Raw genomic sequence first — 19,559 nt, forward strand, 5'->3', positions numbered from 1 at the left:
CCAGTGGGTACGTGTATGCCTTTGTCGACACGCCCTTCAGCCCCAGCGGGGTGACCCACCTGGTGAGACTACACAGGGCGGTGGGCTTCGAGAAAGAGCTCCAGGAGCTGGAGGAGGTGCTGAGGGCCGCGAAGGCGGGTAACAACAACGTGTTGGCCGTGGTGATAGCCCCCTACGGCTGGGGGAAGAGCGAACTGTTGGACGAGGTGGAGAGGGCCGCCGCCGCCGAGGGGTTTGACGTAGTGAGGACAGCTCTATCTCTAGAGGGCGACTTCGCTATGGGGATTTCGAAAAAGAGGGATAAGCCGTTGCTTGTCCTGTTAGACGAGGCAGACGAGATCTCCCGCATCGCCGCCGTACATAAGCTGGGGGCGCTAAGCGACGAGAAGTTTGTCCAGATGATCCAGAAGGTGGCGACGTACATAAGGGCGCTTCTGGAGCCGCGTTCATACCGCCACCTGCTGGGCGACCCGGAGCGGTACAACAAAATCGTCATAGTTGCGGCGCTCACCCCCCAGCTCTACTACACAATACTGAAGAACGTCATACCGGACGTGTTCGATATAACAGCAGGAAGGGTATACAGAGAGATCGTGATAGACACGCGCTTCCCATTCTGGCAGTACGTAGAAACGGTGAAGCAGAGGCTCCTGGCGTACTCAAAGGAGGAGCGTCTTAGGAAAATCGAACAAGGCGACATCGACCCCCTCAGCCCCTTCACGCTACGGGAGCTAGCCGCCTTGTACCACCTAGCTAGAAGAAAGGGAGAAGCGGCGCCGAGGCCTCTTATGAAACTCACGGCGAGGCTCTTCCAGATGAAGAAAGAGGGCAGGGGGCTCGCCCATCTGCTGAGGGAGGAGGGGATAAACCCGGAGATGGAAGACGAGGTTTTAGAGCTGGCGTTTGCCGGCGTGCCACACGACGAGAGGACCCCATTCTCCAAGGAGGTCTACCTATACAGGATCCCCTATGTAGATAGAGACGCCCTGGCGGCGGCTAGGGAGTACCTAATAGCCAGAGGCAAAGACCTAGATCTGAAAGATCCCAAAAACGTCTCCTACGAGCCCAACCTCTACTACTCCCTCGTCGAGGACGGTAAGCTCTACGTCTACCTAGCCGCGGAGGAAGACCTAGGCTTGGGCAAATACCTGTTGGGCAAGAGGTACCTGGTTTCAGACGACGTAGCTAAGTTGGTGGGGGGAGAGGAGGTTCAAACGGCGGCTGCCGTGGCGAAGGAGCTGGGGCAGAGGTTTGAGAATCCACACGCGTTGCTCGAAGAGGTGGGGAGGGTGGTTGGGGTCGAGGGGATACATCTGAAGCTCTGTTGCGGCTACGCGGTGTGGCTCAACAACATGGGGGTGCGGGAGGGGTACCTATATCTACACGTAGATAGGGAGGAGGAGCTGAAGAAGGCGGCGGAGGCGCTCGCCGACGTGTTCTCCCAGGGGTCTGTCCAGGGATACGTTGTCGACTACGTCAACGTGTTTCTGACAAGCAGAGTCCTGCTCACGGAGACCATATACTCCGCGGTGGTCCCCGCCCTCTCCGCTTACTGGAAGAGGCACTACAGGGAGCCCGTGGCGAATTACGTCTCTCTGCAGATCTACGGCGCAGATAAGCTCGAGAAGCTGAAGTACGAGCTGATCAAATACCAGGTAGACAAGCTACTCAAGAGGGAGACAAAGCAGCCCGAGTTTATAGATGCGATACGCCTAGGGAGAGAAAAGGCCAGGTCGCACATAATGCGGTACACGCTCGCCCTTAGAAAAGGCAAGGAGAAGAAGCAACTGGCGTTGATAAAGGCCGCGGAGGCCCTAGACGAGGGCGGCGAAGTTGAAGGGCTTAAATCCTATAGGCAGATAGAGGAGATACTGCTCAACGCGTTTGAGACCTCTATACATGAGAGGGAGTTGAGATCTCTCGTCCACGTGCTCTTCCCGGTACAGCTGTGGAGGGAGGTTAAAGAAGACGACGTGGTTGAACTGATGAAGCTAAGAGGAGTCTTGGTGCCAAACGGCGAGAGGTTGGTTAAATACAACGAGGAGGCGGCGAGACGCCACATAGAAAACGTCGTACGCCAAATCGAGGCTCTGGGCGAGGTGAAGGTCGAGGTGAAGACCCCCCTCGGCGATGTAAAGCTGTCGAAGAAGATAGATACCTCGAAGATAAATGCCGAGTTCAACGATAGGAAGTCCTATGCAAAAGCGTTGAGAGAGGCAATGCTTAAATTGCTGGAGCTGAGGGACAGGTATGAAGAGGTGAGGAGGGAGCTGGAGCGCGAAGCGGAGGAGAAGTCGAGACTGCTCAAAAGGTTGGCCGCCGTCCTCGAGAGATATCTCCAGAGATCCAAGTTCATAGACATCGGCAAGATAGGCGAGGTGGACGTCAAAAGAGAGGAGTCGATAGCCCAGAGGGCAGACGAGGCCCTGAGGCTGTGGAACGAGATCAAACATATGGCTAGGCACGTAGGCTCCGGCTTAGACGTGGAGAAGGACCTGGCAACGCTCCTAGAGCTACCGGAGCCCTGGCTAGACGATTACATAGCCGCGTTGAGGCTCTACGCGTATGAGATATCGAAGAAGTACGAAAGACAACTCCAGCTCGAGAAGGAGAGGAAGACCGCACTTGAGTGGCTACAGTCGAGGTTCGGAGTGGGGGGAGACCTGGAGGAGGCCGTTAAAGCCGCTGCGTTGAAAGCCGGCGTAAGCGCGAAGCTCGTGGAGGCTGTGGCGCGCCGCGGCAGAGGGGCGGTGTTAGACGTAGACGCGCTAGCCACCGAGACAGGACTTAGGCGGCACGAGGTAGAGGAGGGCTTGGAGAAGCTCTACAAGGTGGGGGCTGTCGAGAAGAGATATGTCGCCTAAGGTGGTGGTACTTAGAGACGGCGGCGCCCCCCGGGACGGAGACGTGATAATAGACGCTAGAGGGACGCCGCAGTTTTACGACGCGGTGATACTCAGCGGGAGAGAGCTGAGGTCTATAGTGGCCACCGGCGTGGTCAACGGCGGCATACCCATCGGCATAGGCAAATACACCAAGAAGACTGTCGCGGCCGTAGTCGGCGACAAGATATACATAAGGGGGGTACCTCTGACGTTGTACGAAGAGGCTGGGTTGCTGGAGAAGGAGATCTCGGAAGTCCTCGCCAAGGCGGGGGCAGACACGGACTACATCCTCAGAAGGCTAAAGGAGATTGTGGTGGCGGAGAGGCGGAGAAACAAGAGGTCGCAGACCCTAGCCCAGCTGAGCCAGTACCTCTCCGGCCAAGTCGACAGCCTGCCGCCGCACATAGCCGACCTCGTGGGCAACCTCGACCGCGCGGCGCTCCAGAAGCTCTTCGACAAGCTCGTGGAAGAGCTATACTGATGCGGCAGCTACTCTCCGAGGTTCTAAGGTTCGCCGAGCTCGAATTCGCAACGCCCGAACCTGAGCCAACCGGGGAGCTCGTGGAGCTTGTGCATGCCTGTGAAGCTGAGGAGAGCCCAGAGTACTACGCGGTGGACTCCGGCTACGCAGTGTACCGCGTGGGCTCCGTAGACGTGCTGTTGCAGTCCCTCGTCGCCGTTGGACGAGATGTGAGGAGGAGGTTCATACTCAGGAGGGTCGAAAAAGACCACCACCTAGAGGCCAGGGAAAACGAGCTGAGGTTCGCCGAGTCGATAGGCGCCGAGGTGGTGCTCGTGGACGGCCCCCTAACGCCCTATGTAAACATCTCCGAGCTCATCGGAGTCTCCAAAGAGCCGAGGTTGGTGAGATACGGCCCTAGGATAGAGGACCCGGAGAAAAGACGGCGGTTTATGAAGCTGGCGGAGCTCCTAGGCGAAAGAGAGGCCGCGGGCCTTCTACTCCGCCGCGCGCCACGCGGCTCTTTCCTAACGCCGGTGGATCTAGGCGGTCTCTACGGCACGTTTTTCAAGTCAGACTGGGTTATCTACGTAGAGTTTCCAAAGAAAACCTCCGCGGAGCGTATATGCGCCTTGTTTAAAAGATACCCCATAAAGCTCAGGCTGGCCCACCACCTGGCAAAAGTGAGCAGTAGACAGGCAAACGCCGTGTGGACCGTGTTGGCAAACGTCCTACATAGGCCTATCCACAGGCCAAGGGAGCTTCTATGACCACGCCCCTAGGTGGCTATGAGCCCTTGTAGATGTAGATAAGCTGTGCAATAGCCATGTTGATGCAGTCGTCAAGAGACTCAATGTTGTACTTTCTGCATATTCTACTTATCTCCTCCAGTTCCTCCTTTGTAACAGGTATAAGAACCTCCTCCATGTCTTTCTACCCGGGGGAGGTTTTATAGCCCCTTTACAAAAAACGTACACGTAAACATATATATACAAACCCCGCGAGATCCCCTCCAATGAGGGGATTTTCGTCCAAGATAGGGGCTCTTCGAGAATCCCCCACTAGGAAGATTGACGAATTGCGAGAGAAGCTGAAGAGGGAGAACAGAGACGTCATCTTGCTCTCTACGGGGCAACCCAGCGTGCCCCCTCCTAGGGAGGTGAGAGAGGCCATGAAGAACCTCCTCGGCGTGGACTCCATGGAGCTGTACGGCTACACGCCGTCGCTGGGAACATACGAGGCTAGGGAGGCCATCTCGGAGGACCTAAAGAGGCTGGGAGGCGTCGACGTGCCGCCGGAGCAGATCGTGCTAACGGCGGGGGGGCAAGCGGCTATGTTTTCAACGCTCGCCACCCTCCTTGAGGCTGGGGACGAGGTGGTTGTGACAGACCCCACCTACTTCGGCTATAGGCCCCTTATCGAGTACTTCGGCGCCTCGGTTAAATATCTAAGGACCAGGTTGGAGGACGGCTTTCAGCCGCGCCCTGAGGAGCTCCGGTCTCTTGTAGGCAGGAGGACAAAGGCGCTGGTTCTTGTGTCGCCGGATAACCCAACCGGCAGAACGCTGAAGCCGGAGGCGGCGAAGGCGATTGTGGATCTGGCAAGGGATTACGACTTTTGGATTATCGTCGATGAGGCCTACAAGACCTTGATATACGAGGGGGGCCACGTCTATCTTTACAAGCTGGCGCCCGAGCGGACGATTTCGATAAATACGTTCTCGAAGGACCCCGCGATACCCGGGTGGAGGCTCGGCTACGTCTACGGCCCGCCCGAGGTTATGCCGAAGATAAAGCTCATGAACGAGGAGATGGTGTACTGCCCGCCCTCCTTCGCCCAGAAGATGGTTACGCTGTATTTGAGGTCTGAGGCGCGGATGAGATACGTAAGAGAGGTCGTTGAGATATACCGCCAGAGGAGAGACGTGGCGGTCTCCGCTCTGAGGAAGTACCTCCCAGAGGCTAGGTTTGTGGTCCCCTCCGGCTCCATGTTCGTCTTCGTTGACCTCTCCAGCTACGTCCTAGACGGCGAGAGCTTCGCAAAACAGCTACTTGAGAGATACGGAGTAGCCGTCGTCCCAGGCTCGTACTTCAGCGAGGTGTATAAGGCGGCGGTGCGCATATCCTTCGTCTCAGAGACGCCGGAGAGGATAGAGGAGGGCATCAGGAGGATGGGAGAGGCGGCGGGGGCTCTGTGATATACGTAGAAACGTTGCTATACGTGGTCAAGGACGGCAGAGTCCTCCTCATTAGAAAAAAGAGGGGTTTGGGCGCTGGGCTCTTCAACGGAGTGGGGGGGAAGGTCAAGCCTGGGGAGACACCTGAGGAGGCGGCGGCGAGGGAGGCGTTGGAGGAGGTGGGGGTGGCCCCCGTGGGCTTGGAGTGGAGAGGGCTTTTGGAGTTCTGGAACTTCGAAGATGGCGCAGTCGAGTCGGCGCACTACGTCCACGTGTTCGTGGCTAGGGGGTACCGCGGCGAGTTGCGTGAAACCGACGAGGCGGCGCCCGTGTGGTTCAACGTCGAGGAGATCCCCTTTGGAGAGATGTGGGAAGACGACAAGTTCTGGCTCCCGGTGGTTTTGCGCGGCGGGAGGGTGTACGGCCGTTTCGAGTTCGAGAGTTGGAGGTTGAAAAGGTGGCGCCTCTATAAGTTACTTGAGGAGACTGGCTAGCCTCTCCTTTATCTGAGCTAGCTCTTTCCTCAGCTGTTCCACCTCCTGCCTCAGCCTTGCGTTTTCCTGAGCCAGCTCCTGGCAGTCCTTCGGCGCTGCGACCTGGTGGCACCTATCGCTTCTTACCCAGTAGTAGAACTCGGTCTTGTCTCTACGCCACCGGAGCTCGCCCGTGGTCAAGTCCAGCTCTATCTCTGTGATTATCATAAAGATGTCGCCTTTGTCTAGGCCGTGTTTAGGCGCGAGTTCGTTGAAAAACCACTCCTTAGCCGCGTCGAAGATCTCCCTGCTGCTTCTCCTGAACTCCTCCGAGTCCCTTATCTTGCTGAAAAGCTCCTCTCCCTGGGGGCCGAACTTCTCCCTTAGGGAGCCCGCCACTGCGCCAAACAACAGCCTGAAGAAGTCCGGCCTCCCGCCGGCGCCGTATCTACCGAAGAGGCGGCCGGCCGACGTCTTTCCGGTGTTCCACCTCAAGACAAGTATCTGCCTCCCCTCCCGCTCCTCTACGTGTGCCCGCTCTACCGTCCTCTCCTCCTCGGCCATGTAGATGTGGGGGCACCTATTTAAATAGCAGTCAAGGCCTGTGTGTGTATTACAACGTGGTGTACCGCGGAGCTATGGCGAAGGGTTGCGAGCTGTGTCTCCTCGGCGCTAAAAGCGTCATTTTCATAACTGGGCTCTGCCCCTTGAGTTGCCCCTACTGTCCAGTCAGCGCCGAGAGGTTTGGAAAAGACGTCATGTATGTAAACGACATGCCCGTGAGCAGGTTGGAGGATATACCCAGGGTGGTGGCCGAGTACGCCTCAGAAGGGGCGGCCATCACAGGCGGGGACCCCTCGGTGGTGGCGGAGCGCGTGAAGACGGTGGCGGACCTCCTAAAGAGGGAGTTCGGCGAGGGCTTCCACATACACATGTACACACACGTGTTGAACCTAGACGGGAGAAGAGCCGGGCTGATCGCGTCCAGCAGAGTAGACGAGGTGAGGATCCACGCGACGTCTATAAGCCAGGTGCGGGGGAGGGAGAAGTACGTAAAAGCCTTGGCGGCCTCTGGGAAAACCGTGGGCGCCGAGGTGCCTGCGTTGCCGGGGCTAGAGCGCCAGATCGCCGAGGCGGTAAACGCGCTGGCGCCGTACATAAGCTTCGTAAACATCAACGAGCTCGACATCTCCGAGACCAACCGGGAGAGGCTAAGGGCTATGGGCTACAAGGCGGAGGGGCTAAACGTGGCAGGTAGCCTAGAGGCGGCGAGGAAGATAGCGGAGATGGTCACGGTGCCGGCACACATATGCACAGGAAGATCAAAGGACTTGATACAGATGGGGACCCGGCTGTTTAGACACGCCATGGCCACCGCCGCGCCGGCTGAACACGTCCAAGACGACGGCACCGTGGCGTATGACGAAGAGGGGCGACACCCCAGAAGCCTATCGGCGAGAAAGATTCGTATAAAGCTAAAGACGGGAGAAAAAACCCTCGAGATACAATAGCCCACCCCAACGCAACAGTTGCTAATATTTTGAGAAAACTACGTGAAATCCGCAACGGCCCTGCTCCTCCTGGTGCCGCTTGCCCTCGCCGCCACAAACTCCACAGACCCCTTTGGAAAGATCGCAAAAACCATAGACAGCGTGCTCACCTCGGTGGACAACTTCCTCCAGAACCTAAAGGAGGTGCTGAAGACGCACGTGGCTTCCATGTCGAAAACGCTGTCTGTCATACTTGGGCTCGTAGGCGCCTTCCTCTACTTCTCCGGCATAAACAAATACGGCGGACGAAGCATGCTGATAGGAGCAGTAGTTCTGTACATACTAGCCGAGTTCGTAAACGGGTTATAGCCCCCGTTGCGGCTTCCGCCCCGCCAGAGGCTCAGGGCCCGTCCGCAGAGACGCCTAGGCCGCGGGCCGTGGGGGGCTGCAGCGGAAGGCCTTCGCTGTAGACCGTCTTGATACCTTTGATTGACCGGCCCCCGAGAACTGCAGCTTCTCTTCAAAAGATAGGCCACCGGGTAGACCCGCCCTGAAGGGCGGGGTCTCCAGTTATAAAGCTTATAAACCCGCCCATATCTTGACATGGGGCCGGTAGTCTAGCGGAAGGATGCCCGCTTGGCGTGCGGGAGATCCCGGGTTCGAATCCCGGCCGGTCCACTTCATTAAATCTGGTGTTCTAGACGGTAATCTATAAAAACAACCATAATTCAATCTATTTATGAACTCCAAGTATGGGCTTCTGATAATTATGCTGGCTACGTTGATATATGCACAAGGCCTATTTACTGTCCAAACCGCGACGGATCCTAAGGGGGATTTCAACGGCCCGGGTTGGTACACACCCCCTCTTAACCCAGTGTTCAAAAACGGTACTGTTTTCGACATCACCAAGTTCGAGGTGCTCTATAACGCGTCATCTGACGCGCTTATTTTGAGGATAACCTTCTCGGACCTGGGCGGAAACCCGCTTAACTCAGAAACCGGGTTCTCTCTGCAGTACATCCAGGTGTATATACACAGGGGGTTCCCCGGCAACCCGTGGGGGACGGTCAGTTGTAGCGTTCTAAGGCCGGAGGACGGCAACCCCGCGGCCGGCAATGCCTTTTACGACGAGGCCACGCGCTTCTTCTGTCCAGATCCCGCGAACCTAACGCAGTTCAAGTACACGCCTGGGGTTAAGTTCTCCAGCTCCGCGCCCTGGGATGTGGCGATCTTCATAGGGCCGAAGTGGGGCAACGATACGGTGAACCTAGTCGCCGTGGCCGATGTCACAGGTGGGACAATAAGCGTGTCCCCCCTGCCGCGTGTCTACACACAGGGAAGCTCTGTTGTGGCCGTTGTGCCTAGGAAGCTGATACCCCCAACGACCAGGTTCATGAGCGACTTTCCACAACCCACATGGAGATACTACGTGTTGGTAACCGCGTACGACCGCAACGGGCCTGGGAGGATAATACAGTTTGCCACGCAAGCCGACGCGTCTAAGGCCGGCGCCGGCTCTGCCAACGCCTCGGCGATTGCCTCAGGCACGTTGCCTAGAGTGTTCGACGTGTTGGGACCCAACGCCCCGCTTAGGACGTTCTCCAAGGACTCCCCAGCTACGCTAGAGCCGCAGGCTTTGAGCTGGGGCAACTTCCCGTTGGCCTATACCACATCCACTGTCAACAGGCTCGTGCCTGTGACGGTAACTAAGACGGATACGTTGACTGTGACAGAGACGGCCACAGCAACGCAATACATCACAACAACAGCGACATCCTACGTCACGCAGACGCAACAGATCTACGTGCCGTATGTCGACCCGGTCAGCTACGTCGTACTTGGGATAGGGGTGTTAGCCGGGATAGCGGGGGCTCTTGCAGCCGCTAGACGTAAGTAAAAAGCTAATAGCCATAGGTTTTTTCTTGCTATTCCTCTCCTTTTCCATAGCTCTTCAGCAGTCGTATGTGCAGGCCCACTGTACAGAGGGCAGATGCCTAGACCCCTCCCTAGTTCTCTTATCGTTTCTACTTCTAATTGCGGGCGCCGCCGTGTTGTTCTACTCGGTTACGCTCTTTATAAACACAAAAATTGAGGAAAACTTAAAAAGAAGATGAAAACAATTAATCATGAGACACAAAATGTTCCTATTGGTGCTCATGCTAGGCGTGTTCCTAGCGGCCCAGTACACCGCGCCGCACACGAACCCGGGACCTGCCGCGGATAGAATAGTCGGCAAGTCTGTCCCCATAGCACAGGCGGGGGCCGCGGTTAAGGCTGGAGACATAGACGTCTACATATTCGGCATGAGGGCAGCTCAAGCGGCTCCCCTCAAGGGAGACCCCTCTGTGGTTCTCTACACGGCTGCGGCTGGCTTCAACGACATTGTTCTGAACCCAGCGCCCTCGAACCCGCCTTGTGCCAACCCCTTCTCAAGCCGGGCGATTAGATACGCGATGCAGTTTGTAGTAGACAGAGACTACGTGGCAAACGAAATTTTCAAAGGCTTCGCAGTCCCCATGTACATATGGCTCTCCCAATACGACCCCACCTACTCGATAGTGGCGGACATAATCTCGCAGCTCGGCATTAGATACGACCTAGACTACGCAAAGGCGATAGTGGATAGCGAGATGCCTAAGCTCGGCGCCACCAAGGGGCAAGACGGCAAGTGGTACTGCAAGGGCAAGCCGGTCACGCTGATCGGCCTAATCCGTGTAGAAGACGAGCGTAAGGACATCGGCGACGCCTTTGCCTCCGCGCTTGAGCAGTTAGGCTTTACTGTAGACAGGAAATATGTGACATTCGACGTAGCTATTCAGACGGTCTACGGCACAGACCCAGCCCAGTTCCAGTGGCATTTCTACACAGAGGGTTGGGGCAAGGGCGGTATTGACAGATGGGATACGAGCTCCATATCTCAGTACTGCGCCTCGTGGTTCGGCTATATGCCGGGCTGGGGTACCACGGGTTGGTATAACTATGCCAATGCGACAATCGACGAGATAACCGACAAGCTGTACAAAGGAAAATACACCTCCTTCAAAGAATATGTAGAGCTATATAGAAAGGCCACCTTGATGTGTATACAGGAGTCTGTGAGGGTCTTCGTCAATACAAACCTCAACGCCTTTGTGGCATCTCCGCAACTTAAGGGAGTCACAGTTGACCTAGGCGCCGGTCTAAGGGCTTCTGTCTACAACGCCCGCAACTGGTACGTCCCAGGTAGAGACGTAGTAAACGTGGGGCACCTATGGATATGGACCGCCTCCAGCGCATGGAACCCTGTGCCGCAGGGCGGTTTTACAGATGTCTACTCCGTAGACTGGTTCAGGATGATGTACGACCCCGCCGTGTGGAACCACCCATTCACCGGCGAGCCGATGCCCTTTAGAGCTACGTATGTCGTAGAAACCAAAGGCCCGGCCGGCTACTTCGACGTCCCTGCTGACGCGTATAGGTGGGACGCCAAGCAGAAGGCTTGGGTGAGCGCCGGGGGGGCCAAGGCTAAGTCAAAAGTCGTGTTTAATTACGCCAAGTACATAGGCGCTAAGTGGCACGATGGACAGCCGATTAAGCTTGCAGACGTATTGTTCATCTACGCATTCATGTGGGATATTTCAAACGACCCGCAGAAGGTCGCCCGCGAGTCCGGCGTTGCCTCGTATGTAAATGCCACGATGAGCTTAATCAAGGGTATACGGGTGGTCAACGATACAGCTATAGAGGTGTATATAGACTATTGGCATTTCGACCCCAACTACATAGCGTCTATGGCTGTATATACGCCGGATATGCCGTGGGAGATCTACTACGCCACGGATCAGCTCGTCTATGTAAAACAGACGTACGCCGCCTCCAGGGCGTCTGCGACTAAGTACAACGTCCCCTGGCTTTCCCTCATATTGAAAGACCACGCCAAGGCGGCAGCCGACGTGCTACAAGACGCCCTGTCTAAGGGCGTGTACCCAGAGAGCTGGTTTAAGATAGGCAACAAGACCTTGTTAACAAAGGACGAGGCTTTGGCGAGGTACAAAGCCGCTATCGACTGGTTTAACAAATACGGCCACTTGATAATATCGCAGGGGCCCTTCTATCTATATGCGATAGACACAGCTAAGCAGTACATAGAGCTACGCGCCTACAGAGATCCCACCTACCCCTACAAACCAGGGGCCTTCTACTTCGGCGTAGCTACACCGGTTTCCATAAAGGCCATAAACGTGCCGGCCGTCACGGTGGGCCAGCCTGCGTCTGTATCGGTCTCTCTGGAGGTGCCCACCGGCGCTGGAAAGATATACTACAAGTGGGGCGTGGTGGACCCCACCACTGGAAGATTCATTTACATATCTGAGGAGGCCTCCGCGGCGGGCGCCCCGCTAACCATAAACATGCCCGCGGACGTCTCGTCTAAGCTTACGGCCAACAAGCCGTACAAGTTCTGGGTTCTTACATACGCCGAAAATGTGCCTATAGTATCCGAGGCCACGCAGGTCTTTGTTCCAAAAGCTGCCGCCCCCGCAACTACCACGCCCGCCGCCACCACGCCTCCGGCGACCGCCACGCCGACTGCGACACCGCCTCAGCCGACTGTTGCGACGACTACGGCGCCTGCGGCCGGGTCCACCACGGCCCTAGCGGCAGCTGTGGTGGGTATATTGGTGATCATAGCAGCGCTGGCCCTCGCCTTGAGGAAGAAAAGCGGCGGAGCTCAGCAATAGTCTATAAATAACTATATAAAAACCCCAGAAGCTTTTTAAAAACCGTTTTTGTCCCTTCCTATGGCTTCTCTTGTGAAGACCTTGGTCGTCAAGGCTTTGACTCTTGTGGTTGTCCTAATCGGGGTGCTTGTATTGTTGGCTGTGATACTGGGCGCCACCGGCCTTTCCAACAAGATTCTGAAATCCATACTAACGGCGGAGGTGCAGGAGTACAAACAGCAACTTATCAGACAGGGGCTTGACCCGGCTTCCGTGGAAAAGGCCGTGGCTGAGTACAACAAGACAAGGGCAGAGGCGCTTGGGTTAAACAAGGACTGGTACGTCAGACTGCCGCAGACAATTGTGCAGCTCTTGCTCCTAGACCTAGGCACCTCGAGGACGTTGCAGTCGTCGTGGGGCTCTAACAAGATTTCGGATCTGATAATGGACAGGCTCCCCAACACGATCATACTGACGACGAGTGGCATAGCCGTAACGGCGCTGGTGGGCATCTGGATAGGGCTCTACATCGGGTCAAACGTGGGGGGGGGGGGGAGAGCCGACAGGGTCATATCGATACTCTCTGCCGCCTCATACGCACTACCGCTGTGGTTTGTGGGCCTGGTGCTGATCCTAGTGCTCGCCTATGCGCCGAAGATCCTCTGGGGAGTCCAGATATTTCCGCCGGGCGGCATGGTGTCAACGCCTCCTCCTAGGGAGCCGCTGGCCTACGTCTTAGACGTCTTGTGGCATCTCTCGTTGCCCCTTATAGCTTCCTTCATCGTGTTTTTCGGAAGTTGGGCCTACAGCACGAGAAACATCGTGCTAAGCGTATCTCAGGAGGACTTCGTCGCGTTCGCGAGGGCTAAAGGGTTGCCCGAGAGCTTGGTTAGGAGGCGCTACATCCTCCGCCCCTCTCTGCCGCCAATTCTGACAAACCTAATCCTCAGCCTCGCATTCTCCATCTCAGGCTACATAATAACCGAGAGGGTCTTCAACTGGCCGGGGATGGGGTCTCTCTACTACGCCGCGATAACAGCTCTAGACGAGCCGGTTATATTTGCGCTGACCTACATCTTCACGCTGGTGTACATAATAGCTAGGTTCATCCTCGAAATTCTCTACGTCGTTGTCGATCCCAGGATAAGGCTGGCATGATTAGGGAGTTTGTCAGAAGCCCAGCCGGGTTGGTGGGGGCGGCTATACTGGCGTTGTTTACCTTAATCTCGTTGTATGTGCTAGTCACATATCCGCTGGACTATGGGACGAGGTACTGGTCCAACCCCAAACACTGGGAGGACTACCCAAAGCTGGTGCCGCCGGAGTGGGTGAACTACTTCTCCGCCCAGAAGCTGCCGAGGCACTACGTAAGCGAGCTCCATAGGCCAAGCGAAGTGGCGGGGAACATAAAGAGGTGGGTGTTTATCTACGAGTTTGACGCTGACAAGTTCCCAACAGGCATAATCCTCAAATACGACAACTTGACCTTCTACGGCGATCTACCCATCGTATCCCTGAAGGTGAAAAGGCCAGATGGGAAAGAGGTCGTGTTGTTGGACTACGACGGCGGAATACCTCCTCCACGCCCCGGCGAGCAACCCCCCTACGTCAGATTTGTGGAGAGCCCCAGGACGATCGTGCTGGGGGCAGAGCCCCAGGTCATAAGGAAGGCTACGGTATTTGCAAACGAGCTCGGGGTCAACTGCACCATCGCAGACGTGAGAGACGGCAATTTGCTCCCCTATATAGTATTCGGAGAAGCGGTGGGGCCCGGATGCGTCGCCGACTCCTTTAAGCCGCTTAGGGGCAGGTACGTATTTGAGGTGGAGCTTGTGGGGGACCCAAGAGACGGCGTTGGCCTCGTTAAACTAGTGGTGCAAGGCGCCGTGTACGGCTTTATGGGCACGGACTACCTAGGCCGCGACCTCGCCCAGGGGTTGCTCTTCGGCTTCCCCGTCGCCCTATTCATAGGAGGCGTCGTTGCGCTGTTCTCCACCTTAATCGGCATGGCCTTGGGCATAGTGAGCGGATACATAGGCGGAAAGGTGGACGAGGCTATCCAGAGGTTTGCGGATGTTATGAACAACCTACCGACGTTGCCTCTCCTGATACTCTTCGTCTTTGTTCTGGGGAGGAGCCTTTTCAACATAATACTGGTCCTGGTCCTATTTGGCTGGGCCGGCGTTACGATAATCGTGCGGTCTATGGTGTTGAGCATAAGAAATAGCCAGTTTATCGAAGCGGCGAAGCTCGCCGGCGCGGGGAGGCTTTGGATAATGAGGAAGCACGTACTGCCGCCGGTGCTGCCGTACTCCTTCGCGCTCATCATTTTCAACATCCCTGGGGCAATCCTCTCCGAGGCGGGCTTGAGCTTCCTAGGTCTAGGCGACCCCTCGATACCGACGTGGGGCCAGATACTGCAACAAGCCTTTGACAACGGGGCGTTGCAGAACTTCGCCTGGTGGTGGATCTTGCCCCCCGGCATCTTGATCGTCCTCACCGCCGTCGGCTTCGTCCTAATCTTCTTCGCCTTGGAGCCGCTGGTAAATCCGAGGCTTAGGAGGCAATAAATTTAAAAAGCGGCTTTAATCCACGTCTGTGTCTCAGGAGATACGCGCCATTGTACGCATAGGGGATACCGACCTAGACGGCAACAAGCAGGTGGCATACGCCCTGGCTAAAATCAGAGGTATAGGGATCGCCACCGCCTACGCCATCTGTTGGAAGCTCGGCATTGATCCGCATGCCGTACTCGGCATGCTTACAGACGATCAGATCAACAAGCTGGACTGGGCCGTGAGGAACCTAAACGAGCTCGCCCCCGCGTGGTTCTTAAACAGGAGGAAGGACCCGGAGACTGGCAGAGAGCTGCACCTAATAGGCTCAGAGCTTGTGCTAGCGGCGAAGAAAGACGTTGATCTGATGAAGAAGCTGAAGAGCTGGAAGGGCGTTAGACACTCGCTCGGTCTTAAGGTTAGAGGCCAGAGGACTGTCACCACCGGCAGATTCGGCGCCACAGCCGGCGTCACCAAAAAGAAGGCGGCGGCCGGCGGTAAGTAAAAATTTAAAAAACGTGATGTGTAGCCCGGCGGTATGGGCGGTTTAAAAAAGCCGAAGAAGAAATACCTCGCCGGCAAGCCCAAGAAGATATGGAACAAGCAGCTCCTATTGGAGGAGCTACAGCTAATGGGCGAGTACGGCCTTAGGAACAAGAAGGAGCTCTGGCTCGCGAGAGCCCACCTGAAGTGGATAGTGAGACGCGCCAGATCTCTACTCTCTATGACGGCAGAGGAGCGCGCCCCGCTTGAGCTGCCCTTCAAGGAGAAGCTGTACAAGATGGGCTTCATCGAGGACCCGAACGTCCCCCTCGACAGAGTGCTATCTCTTGACGTGAGGGCTATCCTGGAGAGGAGGCTCCAGACTATTGTATACAGGATGGGCCTGGCGAAATCCATATACCACGCGAGGCAACTCATCGTCCACGGCCACATAGCCGTGGCCGGGAGAAGGGTCTCCTCCCCAGGGTTTTTAGTGCCTAGGGAGCTTGAGGACAAGATCTCCCTAATACAGTGAGGCCGACGGTCGCGGTACACGGAGGAGCCGGCCTCTGGAACATCGGGGAGGAGGAAAGGGAGAGGGTTAAGAGGGCTTTGAGAGACGCGGTGGAGGAGGGGCTTACCGCAGTGCAGAGGGGGTCCGCCCTAGACGCCGTGGTTGCCTCGGTGGAGTACATGGAGAAGAGCGGGGTCTTCAACGCAGGATACGGCGCGGCTTATGCGGCAGACGGCGCCGTTTATCTAGACGCGGGGGTGATGGACGGTAGGACGAAAAAAGCAGGCGCCGTCGCCGCCGTGGGGGCCGTCAAAAGCGCGGTGAGGCTGGCGCGCTTGGTCATGGAGCAGACGGACCACGTGATACTTGCCGGGGAGGGGGCCATGTTGCTCGCCGCCAGAGCTGGGCTACTGGAGGCGAGGCATAGGTTCTATTCGGAGGGAAAAAACAGGAGGTTCGGCGAAGTGTTGGAGGAGGCTAGACGGGGCCGGTGGCCCTATAGGAGGTCCGCCGGCTTAATAGGAGACACGGTGGGGGCGGTTGCCCTCGATAGAGAGGGCAACGTGGCCGCCGCCACCTCCACGGGAGGCGTTTGGCTCAAGTGGCCTGGGAGGGTGGGAGATAGCCCTATACCCGGCGCGGGCTACTGGGCGGAAAACGGCGTTGGCGCGTTCAGCGCGACGGGACTGGGGGAGGCGATCTTGATGAGTCACCTCTGCCTGAGGGCGCGCGACGCCCTTGTGGAGATGGGCGACGTGGCTAAGGCGGTGGAACGTGCCGTGGGACAGATCACAGAGGCCTACGGCTCCGACACAGCGGGCATCATTGCCGTAGACGCCAGAGGCAACACGGCCTACGCCTTTAACACAAAGGCCATGGCCAGAGGTTGGGGTAGGCCTGGGGAGCCGATATACGCGGAGCTCTAGCGGAAAAGTGAAATTTCCCTAAGCCCTCTTCCTCCAGGTCTTCGACTCTGGGTCGAACTTGAAGCCCATCTTCTTCAGCTCGGTTATGGTCTCCCTGAACTGGGACTCTGGCAATCTCCTGCCTTTGCCCACCTTCACCACGATCTCGCCCTCCTCCTCTGTGTACTCTACGGGGAGTCTGCGGAGGACGTCCTCCACGTTTTGCCTCTTTTTCTCGTCCATTGGACCCACAGATCCGTGATATATAAAGGTTTGGGTTTAGAAAAGCCGGGATATCTTAACGATCTTCTTCATCGCAAGATCCAAAGCCCACGGGGGGAGCTCGAAGTTCTTCAACACGTGGTTTACGAGCTTCTCCACCTCGCCGCAGTCTAAACCGCCCTGTTCTCTACAGAGCTTAACGAGGTACCTAGATCTGGCCTCGAAGAGCTCGGGGGTCATCTCAACGCGTCTACACCTGTGGTCGTAGGTGTAGCCCCTCTCCAGGTCGCGCATGTGGAGGTATAGATGAGCCGCCGCCTTACCCACGTCGATTCTGCCGCCTTCCACATACATCCCCTCGTTTACGGCGTAGCAACTCCGGAGGCCCGAATATATGAGTCTATCCTCCACGGCCATTTAAATCTACGGCTTTTTAAAGGCATGGAGATATATGTCGGGACGTGCGGCTTTCCGAAGTCTCGTCGGGCTATATACGAGGCGTTAGACGCTGTGGAGCTACAGGAGACGTTCTACAACATGCCGAACCCCGAGAGGATGGCTAAGCTGAGGCAGGAGGCCCCCCAGTTCCGCTTCACGGCGAAGGTGTTCCAGGGCCTCACGCACCCGCCGGGTAGTCCAACCTTCAAGAGGACGAGGGGGTTCAAGCCCGGGGAGAAACACGGCCTTCTAAAGCCCACGGGCGAGAACCTGGAGCTCTGGCAGAGGTTCCTCGAGGCCGTGGCGCCGCTTAAGCCGGAGGTGTTGGTGTTTCAGACGCCCCCCAGCCTAAGGCCTGAGCCGTACATCTACGACTTCTTCGCCTCGGTGGTCGGCGGTGTAAAAATAGCGTGGGAGCCCAGAGGCGAGACGTATAGAGACCCCGCCTTGATACGGAGGGTGGCAGAGCTTGGCGTGATAATCGCCGTCGACCCCCTGAGGAGAGAGCCGCCCCCCGGCTTCACACGCTACTTCAGACTGCATGGCCTCGGCGGAGGCGAGGTGAACTACAGATATAGATACACTGGCGAGGATCTGTCCAGAGTCGCCGGCATACTGACGAGCTTGGGGAGCGGCGAGACCTACGTCATGTTCAACAACGTGTATATGTACGAAGACGCGCTGGCCCTCAAACGCTTGTTAAAACAGCAAAAAACTTAAAAAGACGGTCGTAGTGCCAACTGCCGGGCCCGTAGCTCAGCCCGGTTAGAGCGGCGGAGGACCCAGCCGGGTCTGCCGAGGCTTTTAACCCGTAGGTCGTGGGTTCGAATCCCACCGGGCCCGCCAGTACTCCTCACAGCTCAAAAAGACTGTAGATTACCCTCCTGGCCCCCCGGCAGACGCCCCTCCTCGCTATACAGATGCCGTAGGCCCCCGCCTCCTCTGCCATCCTCATGTCGTACTCCGAGTCTCCCACAACCACCATATCCCTCGTGTCGACGGAGAAGCGTTGGCCTACCACATAGAGGGGGTCCGGCGCCGGCTTCCCCCGCGGCACCTCGTCTCCCCCGAGGACAAAATCCACCAGATGCGACAACCCCGCCGCCTCGATCACCCGCCGCGCCACGTAGCCGCTTGACGATGTGACAACGGCTATGGGTCTCGGAAGCCTCTCCAGCGCGGAGACGTCCTCGTAGGGCCTCACTAGGGCGAGGTACCTCTCCAGGAACAGCCTATTTTTAAGAGCTGCCAGCTCTGCGGCCCGCTCCGGGAAAAGCGCCGCCGCAATGTCGCGGGCAGGTAACCCCATCAACGGCTTCACCTCCTCGTATCTCCTCTCGACGCCCATAAGCCTCAATGCCTCCAGCCACGCCGCGACGTGTGCGTCGACGGACTCCACCAACGTGCCGTCGAGATCGAACACGTACACGCCACCCGAGTCCTGCCGGTTTAAAAACGTGGTGGGGCCGCCGGGATTTGAACCCGGGACCACGTGGGCTCCCGCCGATGGCGGTCCCAAGCCACGCCTCAGGGGGCAACGCCCGATCCTACCAGGCTAGACGACGGCCCCCAATATCCGATCTCCCCGATTTATAAGCTTTACAACGTCCAGCGGTAGCTTCGTGTTCTACGACACGGCCTCTTAGGGCGAGGAGGGGTCCTGGTGGGCCCGCCGGGATTCGAACCCTATCCCAACCCCCCTCGGCGGGGGGTTGACGGGACCACCCGCGTTCTTAGGCTGTTGCGGGTGTGCCGTGTAAGGCGGGCATCATGCCGCTAGACTACGGGCCCTGCCCAACTTTTGAGGGGGTTTTTTAAACTTGTCGCCGTTGTGCCTAAGGCAAGCGTCGGGCCCAGCGCGTGGCTACTGCCCTCTGCCTCCAGCCCAGGTCACCGTGTCGGTTTCTGGGTCCCACACGATGGTGTAGCCGTCTATCCTCATCCGAACTCTCCCCCTCCGCACCGCGATTATGTAGCCCCTCACCTTCCCCGTCTCTACGTCTACTACGAGCCTGCCTCCGACCACGTCGATTCTAAGCGCCTCCGCCAGTTTGGACCTCCTTAGTTGCTCGGCGACTTGGGGGAGGTCTGCGGCCATCAGACGGCGGGTATCCGCTTTACGGTTGGGCTTCTGACCTTCATTATTATCTTGAAGTTGCAGTAGGGGCACCTGATGCCGGGGAGGATCTCCATCTCCGGCTTTGAGAACACCCTCCCACACCTCATACACATATAGAGCTTCCTCTCCTCGGCCACGT

At 57.2% G+C, this 19,559-nt stretch carries 22 protein-coding genes and 4 tRNA genes; 17 read left to right on the top strand and 9 right to left on the bottom strand.

Annotation, left to right across the window (positions count from 1 at the left end):
- Positions 1-11: 11 nt before the first annotated feature.
- Genes TNEU_RS07100 through TNEU_RS07110 form a run of 3 tightly spaced genes read left to right on the top strand, consistent with a single transcriptional unit; the run spans position 12 to position 4,115 of the window.
- Positions 12-2,864: a hypothetical protein gene (locus TNEU_RS07100; RefSeq protein WP_012350752.1), complete on the top strand. Its 2,853-nt coding sequence runs from the start codon at positions 12-14 to the stop codon at positions 2,862-2,864.
- Entirely contained in the window at positions 2,854-3,366 is a 513-nt protein-coding gene (locus tag TNEU_RS07105; protein ID WP_012350753.1) for a hypothetical protein, read from the top strand. The genes TNEU_RS07100 and TNEU_RS07105 overlap by 11 nt, the downstream gene beginning before the upstream one ends.
- A complete protein-coding gene (locus tag TNEU_RS07110) occupies positions 3,366-4,115 on the top strand; it encodes a DNA double-strand break repair nuclease NurA (protein ID WP_012350754.1) in 750 nt (249 codons plus the stop codon). Before TNEU_RS07105 ends, TNEU_RS07110 begins: the two co-directional genes overlap by 1 nt.
- A 16-nt stretch (positions 4,116-4,131) precedes the next feature.
- On the opposite strand, the gene TNEU_RS10280 is transcribed toward TNEU_RS07110, so the two are convergent.
- A complete protein-coding gene (locus TNEU_RS10280; RefSeq protein ID WP_187146718.1) occupies positions 4,132-4,272 on the bottom strand; it encodes a hypothetical protein in 141 nt (46 codons plus the stop codon).
- An 88-nt stretch (positions 4,273-4,360) separates the two neighbouring features.
- Here TNEU_RS10280 and TNEU_RS07115 point away from each other — a divergent pair, with 88 nt between their 5' ends.
- Both TNEU_RS07115 and TNEU_RS07120 read left to right on the top strand, forming a co-directional pair.
- On the top strand, positions 4,361-5,542 hold the full coding sequence (locus TNEU_RS07115) for a pyridoxal phosphate-dependent aminotransferase (RefSeq protein WP_012350755.1): 1,182 nt from the start codon (positions 4,361-4,363) through the stop codon (positions 5,540-5,542).
- Complete coding sequence (locus tag TNEU_RS07120; RefSeq protein ID WP_012350756.1) at positions 5,539-6,015, top strand: 8-oxo-dGTP diphosphatase; 477 nt, start codon at positions 5,539-5,541, stop codon at positions 6,013-6,015. The genes TNEU_RS07115 and TNEU_RS07120 overlap by 4 nt, the downstream gene beginning before the upstream one ends.
- Here the strand turns inward: TNEU_RS07120 and TNEU_RS07125 are convergent.
- On the bottom strand, positions 5,995-6,558 hold the full coding sequence (locus TNEU_RS07125; RefSeq protein ID WP_012350757.1) for a transcription factor: 564 nt from the start codon (positions 6,556-6,558) through the stop codon (positions 5,995-5,997). The two genes, TNEU_RS07120 and TNEU_RS07125, sit on opposite strands and share 21 nt — an antisense overlap.
- A gap of 74 nt (positions 6,559-6,632) precedes the next feature.
- Between TNEU_RS07125 and TNEU_RS07130 the strand changes: the two genes are divergently transcribed.
- The 10 genes from TNEU_RS07130 to TNEU_RS07180 all read left to right on the top strand — a co-directional run bounded on the left by TNEU_RS07130 (position 6,633) and on the right by TNEU_RS07180 (position 16,662).
- Positions 6,633-7,505: a radical SAM protein gene (locus TNEU_RS07130; protein ID WP_012350758.1), complete on the top strand. Its 873-nt coding sequence runs from the start codon at positions 6,633-6,635 to the stop codon at positions 7,503-7,505.
- A gap of 42 nt (positions 7,506-7,547) precedes the next feature.
- A complete protein-coding gene (locus TNEU_RS07135) occupies positions 7,548-7,853 on the top strand; it encodes a hypothetical protein (RefSeq protein ID WP_012350759.1) in 306 nt (101 codons plus the stop codon).
- A 237-nt stretch (positions 7,854-8,090) separates the two neighbouring features.
- A tRNA-Ala gene (locus TNEU_RS07140) sits at positions 8,091-8,162 on the top strand.
- Between the two features lie 61 nt (positions 8,163-8,223).
- Positions 8,224-9,384 (top strand): glucodextranase DOMON-like domain-containing protein, encoded by a 1,161-nt coding sequence (locus TNEU_RS07145; protein ID WP_012350760.1) that lies wholly within the window; start codon positions 8,224-8,226, stop codon positions 9,382-9,384.
- A 229-nt stretch (positions 9,385-9,613) separates the two neighbouring features.
- Positions 9,614-12,205 (top strand): ABC transporter substrate-binding protein, encoded by a 2,592-nt coding sequence (locus tag TNEU_RS07155; protein WP_012350762.1) that lies wholly within the window; start codon positions 9,614-9,616, stop codon positions 12,203-12,205.
- A gap of 60 nt (positions 12,206-12,265) precedes the next feature.
- The gene (locus tag TNEU_RS07160) at positions 12,266-13,342 is read left to right on the top strand and encodes an ABC transporter permease (protein WP_012350763.1); all 1,077 of its coding nucleotides are present in this window, start codon (positions 12,266-12,268) and stop codon (positions 13,340-13,342) included.
- On the top strand, positions 13,339-14,754 hold the full coding sequence (locus TNEU_RS07165) for an ABC transporter permease (RefSeq protein ID WP_012350764.1): 1,416 nt from the start codon (positions 13,339-13,341) through the stop codon (positions 14,752-14,754). The genes TNEU_RS07160 and TNEU_RS07165 overlap by 4 nt, the downstream gene beginning before the upstream one ends.
- Before the next feature lie 28 nt (positions 14,755-14,782).
- On the top strand, positions 14,783-15,244 hold the full coding sequence (locus TNEU_RS07170) for a 30S ribosomal protein S13 (RefSeq protein ID WP_012350765.1): 462 nt from the start codon (positions 14,783-14,785) through the stop codon (positions 15,242-15,244).
- 33 nt (positions 15,245-15,277) lie between these two features.
- Entirely contained in the window at positions 15,278-15,757 is a 480-nt protein-coding gene (locus tag TNEU_RS07175; RefSeq protein ID WP_012350766.1) for a 30S ribosomal protein S4, read from the top strand.
- Positions 15,754-16,662 carry an isoaspartyl peptidase/L-asparaginase gene (locus tag TNEU_RS07180; protein ID WP_012350767.1) on the top strand — a complete coding sequence of 303 codons (909 nt, stop codon included), beginning with the start codon at positions 15,754-15,756 and terminating at the stop codon, positions 16,660-16,662. Before TNEU_RS07175 ends, TNEU_RS07180 begins: the two co-directional genes overlap by 4 nt.
- An 18-nt stretch (positions 16,663-16,680) precedes the next feature.
- Here the strand turns inward: TNEU_RS07180 and TNEU_RS07185 are convergent, their stop codons facing one another.
- Both TNEU_RS07185 and TNEU_RS07190 read right to left on the bottom strand, forming a co-directional pair.
- The gene (locus TNEU_RS07185) at positions 16,681-16,884 is read right to left on the bottom strand and encodes a hypothetical protein (protein WP_012350768.1); all 204 of its coding nucleotides are present in this window, start codon (positions 16,882-16,884) and stop codon (positions 16,681-16,683) included.
- 36 nt (positions 16,885-16,920) lie between these two features.
- Entirely contained in the window at positions 16,921-17,274 is a 354-nt protein-coding gene (locus TNEU_RS07190) for a hypothetical protein (RefSeq protein ID WP_012350769.1), read from the bottom strand.
- Positions 17,275-17,304: 30 nt separating this feature from the next.
- Here TNEU_RS07190 and TNEU_RS07195 point away from each other — a divergent pair, with 30 nt between their 5' ends.
- Entirely contained in the window at positions 17,305-18,021 is a 717-nt protein-coding gene (locus tag TNEU_RS07195; RefSeq protein ID WP_012350770.1) for a DUF72 domain-containing protein, read from the top strand.
- A 25-nt stretch (positions 18,022-18,046) separates the two neighbouring features.
- Positions 18,047-18,147, top strand: a tRNA-Lys gene (locus TNEU_RS07200).
- 7 nt (positions 18,148-18,154) lie between these two features.
- On the opposite strand, the gene TNEU_RS07205 is transcribed toward TNEU_RS07200, so the two are convergent.
- The 5 genes from TNEU_RS07205 to TNEU_RS07225 all read right to left on the bottom strand — a co-directional run bounded on the left by TNEU_RS07205 (position 18,155) and on the right by TNEU_RS07225 (position 19,557).
- Complete coding sequence (locus TNEU_RS07205; RefSeq protein WP_012350771.1) at positions 18,155-18,730, bottom strand: HAD family hydrolase; 576 nt, start codon at positions 18,728-18,730, stop codon at positions 18,155-18,157.
- Positions 18,731-18,759: 29 nt separating this feature from the next.
- Positions 18,760-18,871, bottom strand: a tRNA-Pro gene (locus TNEU_RS07210).
- A 91-nt stretch (positions 18,872-18,962) separates the two neighbouring features.
- Positions 18,963-19,092: transfer RNA gene (locus TNEU_RS07215), tRNA-Val, on the bottom strand.
- A gap of 73 nt (positions 19,093-19,165) precedes the next feature.
- On the bottom strand, positions 19,166-19,399 hold the full coding sequence (locus TNEU_RS07220; protein WP_012350772.1) for a hypothetical protein: 234 nt from the start codon (positions 19,397-19,399) through the stop codon (positions 19,166-19,168).
- Complete coding sequence (locus TNEU_RS07225) at positions 19,399-19,557, bottom strand: DNA-directed RNA polymerase subunit P (RefSeq protein ID WP_012350773.1); 159 nt, start codon at positions 19,555-19,557, stop codon at positions 19,399-19,401. The genes TNEU_RS07220 and TNEU_RS07225 overlap by 1 nt, the downstream gene beginning before the upstream one ends.
- Between the last annotated feature and the right edge of the window lie 2 nt (positions 19,558-19,559).

Source organism: Pyrobaculum neutrophilum V24Sta (assembly GCF_000019805.1).
GTDB lineage: Archaea > Thermoproteota > Thermoprotei > Thermoproteales > Thermoproteaceae > Pyrobaculum > Pyrobaculum neutrophilum.